This is a genomic window from Pseudomonas putida (assembly GCF_050990305.1).
GTDB classification, from domain to species: domain Bacteria; phylum Pseudomonadota; class Gammaproteobacteria; order Pseudomonadales; family Pseudomonadaceae; genus Aquipseudomonas; species Aquipseudomonas putida_AH.
The window spans coordinates 3,101,431-3,117,353 of record NZ_CP158817.1 but is presented as its reverse complement, the minus strand read 5'-3'; the positions used below and the strand labels follow the sequence as shown (position 1 = coordinate 3,117,353).

General features: G+C 61.4%; 11 protein-coding genes and 1 tRNA gene. 2 read left to right on the top strand and 10 right to left on the bottom strand.

Annotation, left to right across the window (positions count from 1 at the left end; genetic code table 11):
- Positions 1–13: 13 nt before the first annotated feature.
- Both ABTV22_RS14090 and ABTV22_RS14085 read right to left on the bottom strand, forming a co-directional pair.
- Entirely contained in the window at positions 14–862 is an 849-nt protein-coding gene (locus tag ABTV22_RS14090; RefSeq protein ID WP_433741014.1) for a TauD/TfdA dioxygenase family protein, read from the bottom strand.
- Between the two features lie 14 nt (positions 863–876).
- Entirely contained in the window at positions 877–1,857 is a 981-nt protein-coding gene (locus ABTV22_RS14085; RefSeq protein ID WP_433741012.1) for a quinone oxidoreductase family protein, read from the bottom strand.
- A gap of 323 nt (positions 1,858–2,180) precedes the next feature.
- Here ABTV22_RS14085 and ABTV22_RS14080 point away from each other — a divergent pair, with 323 nt between their 5' ends.
- Positions 2,181–2,828: an MliC family protein gene (locus tag ABTV22_RS14080; RefSeq protein ID WP_433741010.1), complete on the top strand. Its 648-nt coding sequence runs from the start codon at positions 2,181–2,183 to the stop codon at positions 2,826–2,828.
- A gap of 53 nt (positions 2,829–2,881) precedes the next feature.
- Here the strand turns inward: ABTV22_RS14080 and ABTV22_RS14075 are convergent, their stop codons facing one another.
- The 8 genes from ABTV22_RS14075 to fdnG all read right to left on the bottom strand — a co-directional run bounded on the left by ABTV22_RS14075 (position 2,882) and on the right by fdnG (position 14,350).
- Positions 2,882–3,958, bottom strand: coding sequence for an AI-2E family transporter (locus ABTV22_RS14075; RefSeq protein ID WP_433741008.1), 1,077 nt, complete (start codon positions 3,956–3,958; stop codon positions 2,882–2,884).
- A 982-nt stretch (positions 3,959–4,940) separates the two neighbouring features.
- A tRNA-Sec gene (locus ABTV22_RS14070) sits at positions 4,941–5,036 on the bottom strand.
- A 7-nt stretch (positions 5,037–5,043) separates the two neighbouring features.
- A complete protein-coding gene (selB, locus tag ABTV22_RS14065) occupies positions 5,044–6,951 on the bottom strand; it encodes a selenocysteine-specific translation elongation factor (RefSeq protein WP_433741006.1) in 1,908 nt (635 codons plus the stop codon).
- Positions 6,948–8,378 carry an L-seryl-tRNA(Sec) selenium transferase gene (selA, locus tag ABTV22_RS14060; protein WP_433741005.1) on the bottom strand — a complete coding sequence of 477 codons (1,431 nt, stop codon included), beginning with the start codon at positions 8,376–8,378 and terminating at the stop codon, positions 6,948–6,950. Before selA ends, selB begins: the two co-directional genes overlap by 4 nt.
- Positions 8,379–8,756: 378 nt before the next feature.
- Complete coding sequence (gene fdhE / locus ABTV22_RS14055; protein ID WP_433741003.1) at positions 8,757–9,683, bottom strand: formate dehydrogenase accessory protein FdhE; 927 nt, start codon at positions 9,681–9,683, stop codon at positions 8,757–8,759.
- Between the two features lie 3 nt (positions 9,684–9,686).
- Complete coding sequence (locus ABTV22_RS14050; protein ID WP_433741001.1) at positions 9,687–10,340, bottom strand: formate dehydrogenase subunit gamma; 654 nt, start codon at positions 10,338–10,340, stop codon at positions 9,687–9,689.
- A complete protein-coding gene (gene fdxH / locus ABTV22_RS14045) occupies positions 10,337–11,284 on the bottom strand; it encodes a formate dehydrogenase subunit beta (protein WP_433740999.1) in 948 nt (315 codons plus the stop codon). The genes ABTV22_RS14050 and fdxH overlap by 4 nt, the downstream gene beginning before the upstream one ends.
- Positions 11,285–14,350, bottom strand: a complete 3,066-nt coding sequence (fdnG, locus tag ABTV22_RS14040; protein ID WP_433740997.1) for a formate dehydrogenase-N subunit alpha — start codon at positions 14,348–14,350, stop codon at positions 11,285–11,287.
- A 308-nt stretch (positions 14,351–14,658) separates the two neighbouring features.
- On the opposite strand from fdnG, the gene ABTV22_RS14035 reads away from it, so the two are divergent.
- Positions 14,659–15,813, top strand: coding sequence for a MalY/PatB family protein (locus ABTV22_RS14035; RefSeq protein WP_433740995.1), 1,155 nt, complete (start codon positions 14,659–14,661; stop codon positions 15,811–15,813).
- The last annotated feature ends 110 nt before the right edge of the window (positions 15,814–15,923 follow it).

Sequence of the window (15,923 nt, the reverse complement as noted above, 5' to 3'; positions counted from 1 at the left end):
GCAGAGAGGTCTATCAGTAAGTCTTGTCGCCAATGATCCCGGCCCGCTCCATCTTGCGATGGCACGGCGGGTAATCCATGACGGCGTAGTGCTGGGTACTGCGGTTGTCCCAAATCGCGATGCTATTGGGCTTCCAGCGCCAGCGCACCTGGTACTCGGGGATGTACGCCTGGCTGATCAGGTAACGCAGCAACTCGCTGGCACCGGGGTTGGCATCCTGGCCGAAGCGCACCCGATCAGGGGTGTGGTAGTTGCTGAAATGGGTGGTGAAAGCGTTGACGAACAACACTTTTTCGCCAGTTTCAGGGTGGGTGCGCACCACCGGGTGTTCAGCATCCGGGTACATCGCCTTGAGCGCCAGGCGCTTTTCGATGGGCATGGCGGCACCGAAGCTCGCTTCGATGCTGTGCCGGGCGCGCAGATCGGCGATCTTCAGCTTCACGTCTTCAGGCAGGTTTGCGTAGGCCTGGACCATGTTTGCCCACATGGTATCGCCCCCCACCGGCGGGCACTCCACGCAACGCAACACGCAACCCATGGGAGGTGCTTCGCGCCAGGTCGCATCGGTGTGCCAGGCGTTTTCGTAGCGGTCCATCGGCTGGTCTGGATTCTTGTAGATCCGCACCAGGCCCGGATGATCCGGGTCGCTGCCCGCTACCGGGTGATCTTCCAGCTCGCCAAAGCGACGGGCGAAGGCCACGTGATCGGCACGGCTGATGTCCTGGTCGCGCAGGAACAACACGCGATGCGTAAGCAACTGGGCACGAATCTCGGCAAAAAGACCGTCGTCATGGATAGCATCGGCCAGGTTGACGCCGATCAGTTCCGCGCCAATGTGGCAGGTCAATTGTTCGACTTTCACGGCTAGTAGCTCCCTTAAATGACGAAAATCGACGAGCCGGTGGTTTTGCGCGATTCCAGGTCACGGTGGGCCTGAACGGCATCCTGCAGCGCGTAGTGCTGGTTGATCTCGATCTTGATCCGACCGCTGCCGACGTGATCGAACAGCTCGCCGGCCAGCGCGGCTTTTTCCGCAGGATCGGCAATGTAGTCGGCCAAGGCTGGACGGGTCAGGAACAGCGAGCCTTTCATGGCCAGCATGACTGGATCGAAGGCCGGGATCGGGCCGGATGCGGTCCCCACGCAGACCATCAGGCCGCGGCGCTTGAGCGAATCCAGGGAGCCCATGAAGGTGTTTTTGCCGACGCTGTCGAACACCACGTTGACGCCAACACCATCGGTCAGCTCACGCACGCGCGAGGCGACGTCTTCATGGCTGTAGTTGATGACATGGTCGCAGCCGTGGGCCTTGGCGATTTCGCCCTTGGCCTCGGTGGACACGGTGCCGATCACATTCAGGCCGAGCAATTTGGCCCATTGCGAAACGATCAGGCCGACACCACCGGCGGCAGCATGCAGCAGGATGCTGTCGCCAGCCTTGAAATCGTAAATGCGGCGCATCAGGTACGATGCCGTCAGTCCGCGCATGGTCATGGCGGCGGCGGTCTCGAAACCGATGGTTTCCGGCAGCTTGATCAGCGGCGCGGCCGGGATCAGGCGCTCGGTGCTATAGGCGCCCAAGGTGTTGAGAAAACCGGTGTAGGTCACGCGATCACCCACTTGCACGTTGGTGACCCCTTCACCAACGGCCTGGACCACACCTGCGGCTTCCACACCCATGCCATTGGCCAGCGGAATCGGATAGGTACCATTGCGGAAATAGGTGTCGGCGTAGTTCAGGCCCACCGCCACATGGCGTAGACGAACTTGACCGGGCCCGGGTTCGCCCACTTCGACGTCTTCCAAGCGAAGCACTTCGGGACCACCGGTTTCGTAGAAGCGGACGGCTTTGGCCATGTTTTTTATTCTCCAGTCTCAATTATTGGCGTGCAGCATCGAAATTGCGCTGATTGGACTGTAGGTCGCACGCCTGATCATCGCTTCTCATCAGACGACAACGACTTTTCATTTCATGACACTCGGGGTGAACCGCCGCCTGGAAAACTTTCCCTCTTCTCAACCGTCACCCGCAGCCCCCCACCACTGCCTTGCCACCCAGCCGTCAGGCGATGTGGCAAGTTTCGAGTGCTGGCTTACACTGCCTACACCCTATGCGAACGAATGTCTGTTCGACGCCACGTCTATCCGGGCATCCCGTAATGATCTGGGTGAAACCAAGCATGAAAACGGTCGCGGCCTTTTTCACCGAAGTACTGGTTGCCAGCTTGAGCATGGCGACGAGTTCCTATGCCGATGCGGCGTCCTTCAAGACCAGCTTCGATTGCAACGCCGCAACGGCCTCCATCGAAAAGTTGATCTGCCGCGATTCGCAACTGGCGCAGATGGATATCGAACTGTTGCGTCTGTATCGCCTGGCCCTCACGGATGAGCATTCCGTTCCGCTTCCGGACAAGGTCATGATTGACCAGAAGTTCTGGATCGATGCCCGCAACCAGTGTGCCTCCGAGCAGGACCCCAAGGCGTGCACGATCCGCAGTTACGCCGAGCGCGCGTACCAGTTGCGCAAGGGATCAGCCATTGTCAGAACCCGAGACCCCAGCAGGCTCACCGAAGGCCCCCTGGCCTTTCGTTGTCCGGGATTGAATACGCCGTTGGCCGCGACCTTCTTCACCACGCTGCCTGGCGTCGTGTACCTGAAGTGGGCGAGTGCGTCGATCACCTTGATTCAGGTGTCGAGTGAGATGGGCGCCCAATACACGGGCAAGGATTACCAGGGGAGTTACAGCTTCTGGCAAAGCGGCGACGATGTGCTGTTCCAGAAGCCGGGATCCGGCGCAATGAGTTGCAAGGTTGAGCCGGCCAGTTGACGCTCATGCCACCTTGTTGCACCAAGGCGGCATGAGCGCAGGGGTATGGCGCCCTATTCCGACGGCTGAACCTCAACCCACTGCCAGAACAGCTGATAGCCGACCGCAAGCACCACCGGGCCGATGAACAAACCGATGATGCCGCTGGTGACCATGCCGCCCAGGGCGCCAATCAGCACCACTGGCATCGGCACATCGACGCCGCGACCGAGCAGCAACGGCTTGAGTACGTTGTCCACCAAACCGGACACAAACACGTAGACGGCAAACACGATGGTCGCGGTGCTCGCGCCCTCGGTGGCGAACACGTAGGCAATCACCGGTATCGTGATCAGTGTCACTGGCAATTGCATGATGCCCAGCAGTAGCACCGCCAATGCCAGCAGCCCGGCCCCAGGGACGCCCTTGAAGACAAAGCCCAACCCCACCAGCAGCATCTGAATGAACGCGATGCCGACCACCCCGAGCGCTACCGCCCGAATCGTCGCGGTGCACAATGCGGCGATTTTCGGGCCTCTCTCCGGGCCGCTGATGCGCGACGCGATCTGCACGGCAGAGCGGCTGCCGGCGTCACCGTAGGCCATGAAAATCCCGGCGATGATCAGCGCGAAGATGAAGGTTAGAAAGCCCATGCCGACGCCAGCCAGCTTACCCAACAACGTAAGGCTGACGCCCTTGATTTGCGGCAGGTACTTGGCCATCAGACCGGGAAAGTCGGTGGCCGCCTGCAGCCAGATGGCCGTCAGCGGCTTGCCAATCACCGGCCACCCGGCAATCGATTCATTCGGCGGCGGAATGCGGAAGCCTTCGGTCTGCACCAGGGTAATGACGCCCTGGACCGAGTCGGCAATCGAAGTGCCCAACAGATAGATCGGCACCATGAGGATCACGATCGACACCAATATGATCAGCGTCGCAACCCGACCCTCTTTTTGCCCCAGCGGACCCATGAGTTTTGTCTGCAATGGGTAGAGCGTGATTGCCAGGATCAATGACCACAGCATCAAGTCTCGGAACGGGCTGAAGATCTGGAAGCAGAACAACACCAGCACGGTGATAAGCCCCGCGCGGATCAGCACATCGAGCAACCCTCGGGACAGGGTCTTCTCTGAGAGCGGACTGGGTACCATTGACGTCTCCTGGGAGTTTGCTGCGAAAATTGGGAGTTGATTTGCCCAGCATAGACGCACAATGAGTGTTGCGAGTTACTTCAGTCGCGGCCACGAGTGCACTGGAACGCTTGTAGGAGAGAGCTTGCTTGCGATGATCGTCAACAAAAACGGGGGCCTTGTGGTGAATCGCGTTGTCCTGATTTTTTTCGCGAGCAAGCTTCGCTCCTACAGAGGGCGGGTGGTCGGGTCGCTTTTACGGCACACCCCCACTTCGTAGGAGCGAGGCTTGCCCGCGATGGTCGTCAACGATGACGCGGGTTGTCTGATTGATCGCGTTGTCTGGGCCTCCATCGCGAGCAAGCTTCGCTCCTACAGAGGGCTGGTGGTCGGGTCGCTTTTACGGCACACCCCCACTTCGTAGGAGCGAGGCTTGCCCGCGATGGTCTTGAACGATAACGCGGGTTGTCTGATTGATCGCGTTGTCTGGACCTCCATCGCGAGCAAGCTTTGCTCCTACAGAGGGCGGGTGGTCGGCGGTCGGGTCGCTTTACGGCACACCCCCACGTTGTAGGAGCGAGGCTTGCCTGCGATGGTCGTCAACGATGACGCGAGTTGTCTGATTGATCGCGTCGTCTGGACCTCCATCGCGAGCAAGCTTCGCTCCTACAGAAGGCGGGTGGTCGGTGGTCGGATCGCTTTACGGCACACCCCCACGTTGTAGGAGCGCGGCTTGCCCGCGATGGTCGTCAACGATGACGCGGGTTGTCTGATTGATCGCGTTGTCTGGACCTCCATCGCGAGCAAGCTTCGCTCCTACAGAGGGCGGGTGGTCGGCTCGCTTTTACGGCACACCCCCACTTCGTAGGAGCGAGGCTTGCCCGCGATGGTCGTGAACGATAACGCGGGTTGTCTGATTGATCGCGTCGTCTGGACCTCCATCGCGAGCAAGCTTCGCTCCTACAGAGGTAGTCGTTCGCTTCAGACCCGCCTCAAAGAAAAGTGGCGGAAGGTAGCCGGAGTCGAACCTGCCCGGGAACGGATGCCGTCCCCAACCGGGTTTGAAGCCCGGCCGCGCCACCGGGCGCGATTACCTTCCTGAACGATCATTGATCCATGCGCTGGGCCAGTGCGTTGTCCTGGCGGATATGGCGCTTGTCGCCCAACCGCCGAGTCAGGCCAAGCCGGTCGAAATACTCCAGAATCTGGATACTGCGCTTGCGCCCCAGCCCGACCACATCGCGAAACGCCGCCACCTGAATCACCGGGTCGGTGTCGGCCAGTTGCAACAGCATAGTCGCCAGGCGGCGAATCATCGCATCGGTATAAAACAGATCCCGCACCACCTGATGCACCAGCCCCAACCGGGCCATTTTGCGCAGCAGCGAACGCACCGTGGCTTCGTCGTGCCCCAGATCACGCACCCAGGGCGGGTCGAATCCAGCGGCCTCGAACAAGGGCTGCAACTGTTGCCATAGCGCTTGGTCCGCGTCGCTCATGCGCACGTGATGATCGGGCAGATGCAACCAGGGCCCGTGGCTGGCGATGGCGTTGCACGCCAGCAATTCATCGAGCAGGCTGATAAACACCGGACGGTCGAGGGCCATGCCGGTGAAGCGCCGCAGGCGATCACGGTCCGGACCCATTTGGTCGGGTTCCTGTTCGTGAAAGCGCGCCAGGTGTTGCAGCAATTGGGCTTTCAAGGCCTGCCAACGGGAGGCATCGAACAGTACCGGGCCTTGCCGCGTCTCGATCAAGCGCAGCGCATCGGGTAGCCCCCAGGTTGCGCGCGGCTGGTTGAACTGACGCTCCAGCCGCCGTGGATCGAGCCCGGTGTCGCTGTGGACCAGCAGCGCCGCCAGCACATCCTCGAATCGAAAGGTGTCAGTCAGCGCCTGGAGTTGCGCGATTCGCTCGGGACTGCGCCGGTGACGGCTCGGCGCAAAGGGATCGAGTACTCGTCCACCGCCCAGGGTACGTTGCGCGCTTTGGTCGCGCAGGATCAACGGATCGCCTTTGACCACCTGCACCGGTGCACTCAACAGGATTTGCGCCAGCATCCGCCCACCCGGCAACAGGCTCGCGCCCTCCAGCAAGGCCACTCTACCGGTGATGTCCTGCGTCCCCACATGCACATGCACCGGCTGAAAATGCTCGAAGGCGCGGGGTTCGCTCGCCAACAGTTGCAAGTCGATATCCACACGCTGGGTCGGTGCGTACAGCCATTGGGCCGCTAGCCATTGACCACGATGAAGCTGCTCAAGCGCCAGGCGCTCACCACTGAGATTGAGCGCGACACGCTGCCCGGCGATGGCGTTTTCGGCTGGCTGATTTTGCGCGTGCAGTCCCTTCACCCGCACCGGCTTGCCAAGAGGCCCGAGCAGCAACGTATCCCCCACTGTCACCTGCCCCGACAACGCCGTTCCGGTGACCACGATGCCCGCGCCGGCCACGCTGAACGCCCGGTCGATCCACAGGCGAAAACCACCCTCAAGGCTGCGTTGCAGCACATCTTGCTGCGCCTCCAGCAAGGCCCGACGCAGAGATTCCACGCCTTCCCCGGTCACGCTGGACAATGCGAACAGGGGCGCATCGGCATAAGGTCCGGACGCCAACAAGGTACGGATTTGTTCGCGCACCGCTTGCACCCGGGACGGCTCGACCCGGTCACATTTACTGATGGCCACCAGTGCCCGCGGGATGCCCAGCAATTCGACGATGGCCAGATGTTCACGGGTCTGCGGCATCACCCCGTCATCGGCGGCGACCACCAGCAACACCAGGTCGATGCCCTGGGCGCCGGCGAGCATGTTATGGGTGAAGCGCTCATGACCCGGCACGTCGATGAAACCGGTCAAGGTCGCGCCCGGTTCGAGTGCCGCGTAGAGGTAGCCGAGGTCGATGGTCATGCCGCGTTCGCGTTCTTCCCGGCGCCGATCACCGGCCTGTCCGGTCAGTGCCTCAAGCAACGCCGTTTTACCGTGGTCGATGTGCCCTGCGGTGCCGACAATCACCCTGCCTGGTCCTCATGCTGCAATTGATCGAGTTGCGCCAGCCACGCTGCTTCGTCATCCAGTTGCCGAAAGTCGAGCCACAAGGCGTCGTCATCGATGCGCCCAAGCACCGGAATCGGTAAGCCTCGCAACGCCGCTTCCAGTTGATGCAGGCAGCGCCCGCGCAGACGTTTTGAGGTGTGCGGACGAAGGCATAGCGCAGCACTGGGCAAGCGCGCTACCGGTTGGCTGCCGCTGCCGATCATGCCCAGTGCCGGCACCGCGCTGACATTCCAGGCCGCACCCAACAGTTGCGCCAGGAACGGTTGCAGGCGTTGGGCCTGCGCGAGGATATCCGCCTGAGGCCGGGTCAGCAGGCGCAAGCTTGGCAAGCGTTCGGCCAGACGATCCGGGTTGCGGTACAGACCCAACACGGCTTCGAGAGCCGCCAGGGTCAGCTTGTCGACCCGCAGCGCGCGTTTGAGCGGGTTCTTCTTGATCCGGGTGATCAATGCCTTGCGCCCCACGATCAATCCGGCCTGTGGGCCACCCAGCAATTTGTCGCCGCTGAAGGTAACGATGTCCGCGCCATCGAGCAGCGCTTGGCGCACCGTGGGTTCGGCGGGCAGGCCCCAACGCGTGAGGTCCAGCAGGCTGCCGCTGCCCAGGTCTTCAAGCAGTGGCAAGCCGTGTCGATGGGCCAATTGCGCCAGCTCGGCGGTGGGCACGCTGGCGGTGAAACCCTGAATGTTGTAGTTGCTGGCATGCACGCGCATCATCAGGCCACTGCGTGGGCCGATAGCGGCTTCGTAGTCGCGGGCGTGGGTGCGATTGGTGGTGCCGACTTCATGCAGCTTGACCCCGGCCCGAGCCATGATGTCGGGGATGCGAAATGCACCGCCGATTTCGATCAACTCGCCCCGGGAAATGATGCCTTCCTTGCGTGCGCCCAGGCTGTTGAGGGTCAGCAGCACCGCTGCGGCATTGTTGTTGACCACGGTCACCGCTTCGGCGCCGGTCAGCTCGCGGATCAGCCCTTCGATCAGATCATCGCGATCACCGCGCTTGCCGCTGTCCAGGTCGAACTCCAGATTGAGTGGATAGCGCGCAGCCATTTGCACGGCCTCGATGGCTTCGTCAGGCAACAAGGCACGGCCCAGATTGGTGTGCAGCACGGTGCCGGTGAGGTTGAACACCCGGCGCACGTGGCTGCGGTGTTGAGTGGCCAGGCGCTCTCCCACACGGCCTGCGAGTACTTCGGGGCTGGTTTCAATGGCCTCGACCTGCCCATGTTGCACACCTACACGCAGGTCATCGAGCAGTTGCCGCAGGGCGGCCAGCAAAGCTTCGCGGCCATAACGCTCGGCCAGTGGCTGGCACGCTGGATGACGAAGCAGGCTGTCGATCGAAGGCAAACGCAGGGATTGACTGGCAAGGCTTGCGGGCATCGGGCGCTCCAGAGTTGGCGGTGTCTGACCCGCCCCCTGTAGGAGCGAGCATGCTCGCGATGGTCGTGAACGATAACGCGCCCTGTCTGGATGCTCGCGTTGTCTGGGCTTGCATCGCGAGCATGCTCGCTCCTACAGGGGGGGCAATTGCGTCGGCGAAACAGTGACCGTCGCGCCAGAGTGTAGACCCTGTGCTCACTCGTCTCCCACATTTGACTGTAATCGGAGCGAGCATGCTCGCGATGGTCGTGAACGATAACGCGCCCTGTCTGGATGATCGCGTTGTCTGGGCTTGCATCGCGAGCTTGCTCGCTCCTACAGGGAGGGCAATTGCGTCGGCGAAACAGTGATCGTCGCGCCAGAGTGTAGACCCTGTGCTCACTCGTCTCCCGGTGCCAGCAACAGATTCGGCGCCAGCCGCTGATAGCCGTCCTGGGTCAGGCGCATGTCCAGCATCAGGCTGGCCAGGTCCGCCGACAGTGCTTCGGCGTGGGCGTCGTTCTCCAGATAAACGAGTTTCAAATAACAGTTGCAGCCCGGGCAGACTTCGGCCCGTAACGGCGCCTGATTGGCGGCGTGGCGATCATCTTCAAGGCTGAGGTATTCAAGGCCCTTGCTCTGTTCGCAATACACGCATTTGACCCGCACCACGTGCCACTCGCAGGCACACAAGGAACAGACCAGATAACGCAAACCATTGTGCTTGCCGCGGTTGCGAATCACCCCGGCCATGGCCGGTGATCCGCAGGCCGGGCATTGGCTGAGGCTGGGGCCTTGGGTCAGTTTCAGGTTCGGTGTGCTCAGCAACCAATGGCTCCAGGCGGTTTGCAGGGCCGCGCCGAGGAATGGCACCAAGGCCGCCGGCATCAGCGAGTATTGGCCGCTGACCAGCGCTACCGCCCAGGCGCGACGTTGCCCCGTACTGGCTGCGCGCAGGGTGTCCAGCGCATCGGCCACGGCGGCTTGTTCGGGGGCGGCGTAGCGTTGCAATAAGGCATCGAGGTACGCCTGCCAATCATCCTCGCGGCTCAGACTGTCGGCCGCGAACGGCGGCAGTCCGTGCTCCAGGCACAACTCAATACGTTGCCGGTCCAGAGGCTCACTGACCGGAGGATCATCCAGCACCCGCTGTTGCGCCCGGCACAGCCCGGCCAACAGGCGCAGGTAATCAGCCAGCGGATGCCCGTCGGCCAATTGATCGAGACGCTCGGCACGCAGGGTAAACAGGTTGTGCGGTGGCAGGTGCAGAAACGGCGGCGAACCGGCCGCCGCTTCGATTTGTCCGGGTTCGAGGATGGTTGGCAAGTGTCAGCCCTTTTTCGTGATCGGTCGCTCCGGTGTTTCCTCGCGAGTCACTTCGCGGTACCAGAGTTCATGGTGTTTCTTCGCCCAGGCACGGCTGACCCAGCCATGCATCATGGCGCTGACCGAGCCCTTGATCCAGATCCCGGCGTAGATGTGCACGATGATGCTCAGGATCAACACGAACCCGGCCAGTGCATGCAGCAACATCGCCCAGCGAATAGCAGTGATGCCGAAGTACACACTGAAATACGCCCGCCAGATCACCAGGCCGCTGAACAGCAACACCAGCATGCACAGCAGTAAAGTCCAGAACAGCAGCTTCTGCCCGGGGTTGTACTTGCCAATCGGTGGCACGCCCTCCTCCTCATTGCGCATCACCCGGTCGATGCGCTTGAGCCACAGGCGATCATTGGCAATGAAGGTGTTGGCGCGCCAGAAACGAAACACCAGGCCGAGGAAGAACAGGAACATCAACACACCCATGAACGGGTGCAAGATGCGCGTCCAGGGTCCACCACCGAACAGGTTGCTCAGCCAGAACAGTGCCGGGTGAAACAACGCCAGCCCGGACAACCCGGCCATGAAAAACAGGATCGCCACCAGCCAGTGATTGGTGCGCTGGTTGGCGGTGTAGCGAAGGATCTGCTTGCGGATCATGGTCGGTCTCCTGTCTTCGGAGCCTGCTTCGGATCATAGGTGTGCACCGACGGATCAACCTCGTGCACCGCCGGGTCTGTGCCGTGGGGCAGCTCATCCTCTTCGACCACCTGCGGACCGACCCGCACGTAGTGGAAGAATCCTGCCAGCACTGCCAACCCCATTGCCAACAGGCCCAAAGGTTTGCTGACGCCCTTCCATAGCCCCACCAACGGGCTGATCGCCGGATCACTCGGTAGCCCCGCATACAGCTTGGGCGTGTCGGCATGATGCAGCACATACATCACATGGGTGCCGCCGACCCCGGCCGGGTCATACAGACCGGCGTGATCGAAGCCACGACTCTTGAGGTCGACGATGCGCTCGGCGGCGTGTTCCTTCATGTCCTCCTTGGAGCCGAACACGATGGCGCCGGTCGGGCAGGTTTTCACGCAGGCCGGCTCCAGCCCCACCGCCACCCGATCCGAACACAGCGTGCACTTGTAGGCCTTGTGGTCTTTTTGCGAGATGCGCGGAATGTTGAACGGGCAACCGGTGATGCAGTAACCGCAGCCGATGCAGTGGTCCTGATTGAAATCGACGATGCCGTTGGCGTGCTTGATGATCGCCCCAGGGCTGGGGCATGCCGCCAGGCAACCGGGCTCGGCGCAGTGCATGCAACCGTCCTTGCGGATCAACCATTCCAGGTTGCCGGCGTCGGTTTCGTGCTCGGTAAAGCGCATCAGGGTCCAGGTGTCGGCTGTGAGGTCTTGCGGGTTGTCGTAGGTGCCGTGGTTATGCCCGACGTCGTCGCGCAACTCGTTCCATTCCGAACAGGCGACCTGACAGGCCTTGCAACCGATGCATTTGGTGGTGTCGATCAGCTTGGCGACTTCCTCCAGATTGCGCACTGAAGACGGCACGGTGGTGGTGGCCGAGCGGGCAATGATGTCTTGGCTGGCCATTTAGACTTTCTCCACGTTGACCAGGAATGACTTGGATTCCGGGGTCTGGGTGTTGCCATCGCCGAGGAACGGCACCAGGGTGTTGGTCAGGAAGCCGTGACGCGTCAGCCCGGTAAAGCCCCAGTGCAGCGGGATACCAATCTGGTGCACCACTTGGTTGTTGACTTGCAACGGCCTGATCCGTTTGGTCACCACCGCCACCGCTTCAATGAACCCGCGCTTGCTGCTCACCCGCACACGGTCGCCGGCGACGATGCCTTTCTCCTTGGCCAGCACTTCGCCGATTTCGACGAATTGCTCCGGCTGGGCGATCGCATTGAGCTTGCAATGCTTGCTCCAGAAGTGGAAATGCTCGGTCAGCCGGTAGCTGGTGGCGGCATATGGGTAGTCCTTGGCCACGCCGAGGGAATCCCACACCGAATCGAAGATCCGCGCCGCCGGGTTGCTGGTGGCTTTCTTGTTTTGTGGGTGCAGCGGATTGATGCCGATGGGCGTCTCGAACGGCTCGTAGTGCTCGGGGAATGGCCCCTCGTTCATCTTGTCCACGGCAAAGAAGCGCGCCACGCCTTCGGGGTTCATGATGAACGGATTCATCCCCGCTTCCGGCGCCACGTCGGCCTTGTAGTCCGGCACATCGGTGCCACCCCAGGTCTTGCCGTTCCACCACACCAGGCGTTTTTTCGGGTCCCACGGCTTGCCTTGCACGTCGGCCGAGGCGCGGTTGTAGAGAATCCGCCGGTTGGCCGGCCAGGCCCAGGCCCAGCCCTGATGCTGATGCATGCCGAACGGATCGTTGTTATCGCGCCGAGCCATCTGGTTGCCGGTTTCGGTCCAACTGCCGCAGAAAATCCAGCAACCGGAGGCCGTGCTGCCGTCGTCCTTGAGCTGGCTGAAGGCCGCCAGTTGTGTATTGGCCTTGATTGCGACGCCGGTGGCATCGGTGAAGTCGGCGGTGGCACTGCCGTTGATCTCCTTGGCCAACTCCTCCGGTGAAGGCTCGTCGGGAATCTTGTAGGGCCAGGTCAATTTGAGGAGCGGATCGGGATAAGCGCCGCCGTTGGCCTGGTAACGCTGGCGCAGGCGCAGGAACAGTTCGCTCATGATCCGAATGTCCGTGCGCGCCTCGCCCGGACCGTCCGCGCCCTTCCAGTGCCATTGCAGCCAGCGGCTGCTGTTGACCAGCGAGCCGTCTTCCTCGGCGAAGCAAGTGGTGGGCAGGCGAATCACTTCGGTCTGGATATCGGCGCTCTTCACATCGTTGTAGGGCCCGACGTTTTTCCAGAACTCAGACGTTTCGGTGGACAGCGGGTCCATCACCACCAGCCACTTCAATTTGGCCAGCGCCGCCGTCACCCGGTTCTTGTCGGGCAGCGCGGCGATGGGGTTGAAGCCCTGGCACATGTAGCCATTGACCTTGCCCTGGCCCATCAGGTCGAAGACCTTGAGGATGTCGTAGTTGGGGATGTCCAGTTTAGGCAGGTACTCGTAGCACCAGTTGTTATCGGCCGAGGCATTGGCGCCGTACCAGGACTTCATCAAGCTCACGTGGAATTTGCTGTAGTTCTGCCAATAGGACAGTTGCCCCGGACGCAACGGTTTTTGCGTGCGCTTGACGATGTAGGCGTTGTAATCCTGCTCGGCATCGCCGGGCAACGTGAGATACCCCGGCAGCGAGTTGGACAACAGGCCCAGGTCGGTCAACCCCTGGATGTTGGAGTGCCCGCGCAAGGCATTGACGCCGCCGCCCGGCATGCCGACGTTGCCCAGCAACAACTGCACCATGGCCGCGCTGCGGATGATCTGCGAGCCGATCGAATGCTGGGTCCAGCCCAGGGCGTAGAGAATCGTCATGGTCTTGCCCGGTTGCGAGCAGGTGGCGATTTCGTCCCAGATTTTCTGCATGGCATCGACCGGCATGCCACAAATCTGGCTCGCCAGTTCGATCGTGTAGCGACTGTAGTGCTGCTTCATCAATTGATAGACACAGCGCGGGTCTTGCAGGGTCGGGTCGACCTTGGCATAGCCGTCTTCACCCAGTTCGTAACCCCAGCCGGACTTGTCGGTGTAGGCACGCTTGGCTGCGTCGTAACCGCTGAAGATGCCGTCCTCGAAGCCATACCCGGCTTTGACGATGAACGAGACGTCGGTGTAATTGCGCACGTACTCGTGCTGGATTTTGTCCTGGGTCAGCAGGTAATTGATCAGCCCGCCCATGAACGCAATGTCGGTGCCGGTACGAATCGGCGCGTAATAGTCGGCCACCGAGGCGGTCCGGGTAAAACGCGGATCGACCACGATCAGCCGCGCATTGTTGTGCGCCTTGGCTTCGGTCACCCATTTGAAGCCACAGGGGTGGGCTTCTGCTGAGTTGCCACCCATTACCAGCACCAGATTCGCGTTGGCGATATCGGTCCAGGTATTGGTCATGGCACCACGGCCGTACGTCGGGGCAAGACTTGCCACCGTCGGGCCGTGTCAGACACGCGCCTGGTTATCGAACCCCAGCATGCCGAGACTGCGAATGACCTTGTGGGTGATGTAGCCCGCTTCGTTGGACGCCGCCGACGCCGCGAGGAAACCGGTGGTCAGCCAGCGGTTCACGGTCTGGCCCTGGGCGTTCTTCTCGATGAAGTTGGCGTCTCGGTCGGCCTTCATCAGGTCGGCGACGCGATCCAGCGCTTCATCCCAGCCGATACGTGTCCACTCGTCACTGCCGGGCTTGCGTACCTGCGGGTATTGCAGGCGACCGGGGCTGTGAATGAAGTCCAGAAGGCCCGCGCCTTTGGGACACAGGGTGCCGCGGTTGACCGGGTGGTCGGCGTCACCTTCGATGTGGATGATACTTTGCGCGACATTCTTTGCCGTATCGCCTTGGCTATACATGATCAACCCGCAGCCGACCGAGCAATACGGACAGGTGTTGCGGGTTTCATGGGTGTGGGCGAGCTTGAAATGACGCACCTGTTCGGCAAAGGCAGGCGTCGGGGCCATGCCCAACGCGCCCAGGCTAGAGCCTGCAAGGCCGATACCGGCGACCTTGAAGAACTGACGACGGCTGAGGTCCATCGTGCACTCCTGATCAGGTGGAAATCCGGTGCTTTGCCGGATTTTTCTGGACAATCACGGGCGCGGCAGACGGGCTGCCGACAGTTGAACTCTAGTCAACCCTGTCGAATCCGCGATGAAAACCGACCGTCGGGTGTCGGGTTCGGACCTGTAGGAGCTGCCGAAGGCTGCGATCTTTTGATTTTTCTTTTTTTTTAAGATCAAAAGATCGCAGCCTTCGGCAGCTCCTACAGGGTTCCTGCATTGGGTATTGGAGACAGGAGCGATTATCATGGCGGCATTACTAACTTGCCTTCACGAGACCGCGCATGACTTTCGATTTTGATCAGGTGTACGACCGCCACAACACCGGCAGCACCAAATGGAGCCGCTACCCGGCCGATGTGTTGCCGATGTGGGTCGCCGATATGGATTTCGCCGCGCCGCCGATGATCATCCAGGCCCTGCAAAAGCGTCTGGAGCACCCGATGGTCGGCTACAGCGTGGCCCCGGACAACCTGCGTGAAGCCATCGTGGCCGACCTGTGGAACAAGTACGCTTGGCGCGTCGAGCCCCAGGAGCTGATTTTCCTGCCGGGGGTCGAGTCCGGCTTCAACATGGCGTTGAAGGCGCTGGTCCATCCGCAGCAGAACGTTGTGGTGCAGGTCCCCAACTATCCGCCGTTGCGCCATGCGCCGGGCCATTGGGGCCTGAACAAGGTCGAACTGAACTTCAACACGCAAGCGGACGGCACCTACGCCACGCCGCTGGACACGCTGAGCCAGTCACTGCAAGGCGGCGGCGCCTTGTTGCTGAGCAATCCGCACAACCCACTGGGCAAGGCGTTCCCTCGGGCTGAACTGCAAGCCATCGCCGATATCTGCCTGGAGCGTGACGCCTGGATCATCTCCGACGAGATCCATGCCGAACTGTGCTTTGACGGTCGCAAGCACATTCCAATCGCCACCCTGAGCCCGCAAGTGGCCCAACGCACCATCACGCTGATGTCGGCGAGCAAGGCCTACAACATCGCCGGGCTGAAAACCTCGTTCATGATCATTCAGGATCGCCACCTGCGCGAGCGGGTCAACCATGCCCGTTGCGGCATGGTCGACAGCGTCAATCCGCTGGGCCTTGAGGCCACCCGTGTCGCCTACAGCGAAGCCGCTCCCTGGCTGGCCGAGTTGAGCGCTTATCTGCAAAGTAACCGTGATTACCTGGTCGACGCCGTGCGCACCCGCCTGCCGGGTATCAGCATGAACGTGCCGCAAAGCACTTATCTGGCCTGGCTCGATTGCACGGCATTGGGGCTGGACAATCCGCAGCAATTCTTCCTGGAGCAAGCCAAAGTCGGCTTGAGCCCAGGCCTGGATTTCGGCGATGACTGCAAACAGTTCGTGCGCCTGAACTTCGGCTGCCCACGGTCGCTGCTTGAAGAAGGGATCGCCCGGATGGAGCGCAGCTTGCGTAACCTCAAGGCCTGAATTCCCCCCTGTAGGAGCTGCCGCAGGCTGCGATCTTTTGATTTTGATTTTTAAAGGACAAGATCAAAAGATCGCAGCCTTCGGCAGCTCCTACAGGGGCCCGCGTAACC

Coding starts and splice junctions, on each gene's coding strand:
- ABTV22_RS14085 (WP_433741012.1), bottom strand. CDS start 1,857: ATGGCCAAAGCCGTCCGCTTCTACGAAACCGGTGGTCCCGAAGTGCTT.
- ABTV22_RS14080 (WP_433741010.1), top strand. CDS start 2,181: ATGAAAACGGTCGCGGCCTTTTTCACCGAAGTACTGGTTGCCAGCTTG.
- ABTV22_RS14075 (WP_433741008.1), bottom strand. CDS start 3,958: ATGGTACCCAGTCCGCTCTCAGAGAAGACCCTGTCCCGAGGGTTGCTC.
- selA (WP_433741005.1), bottom strand. CDS start 8,378: ATGCCCGCAAGCCTTGCCAGTCAATCCCTGCGTTTGCCTTCGATCGAC.
- ABTV22_RS14050 (WP_433741001.1), bottom strand. CDS start 10,340: ATGATCCGCAAGCAGATCCTTCGCTACACCGCCAACCAGCGCACCAAT.
- fdxH (WP_433740999.1), bottom strand. CDS start 11,284: ATGGCCAGCCAAGACATCATTGCCCGCTCGGCCACCACCACCGTGCCG.
- ABTV22_RS14035 (WP_433740995.1), top strand. CDS start 14,659: ATGACTTTCGATTTTGATCAGGTGTACGACCGCCACAACACCGGCAGC.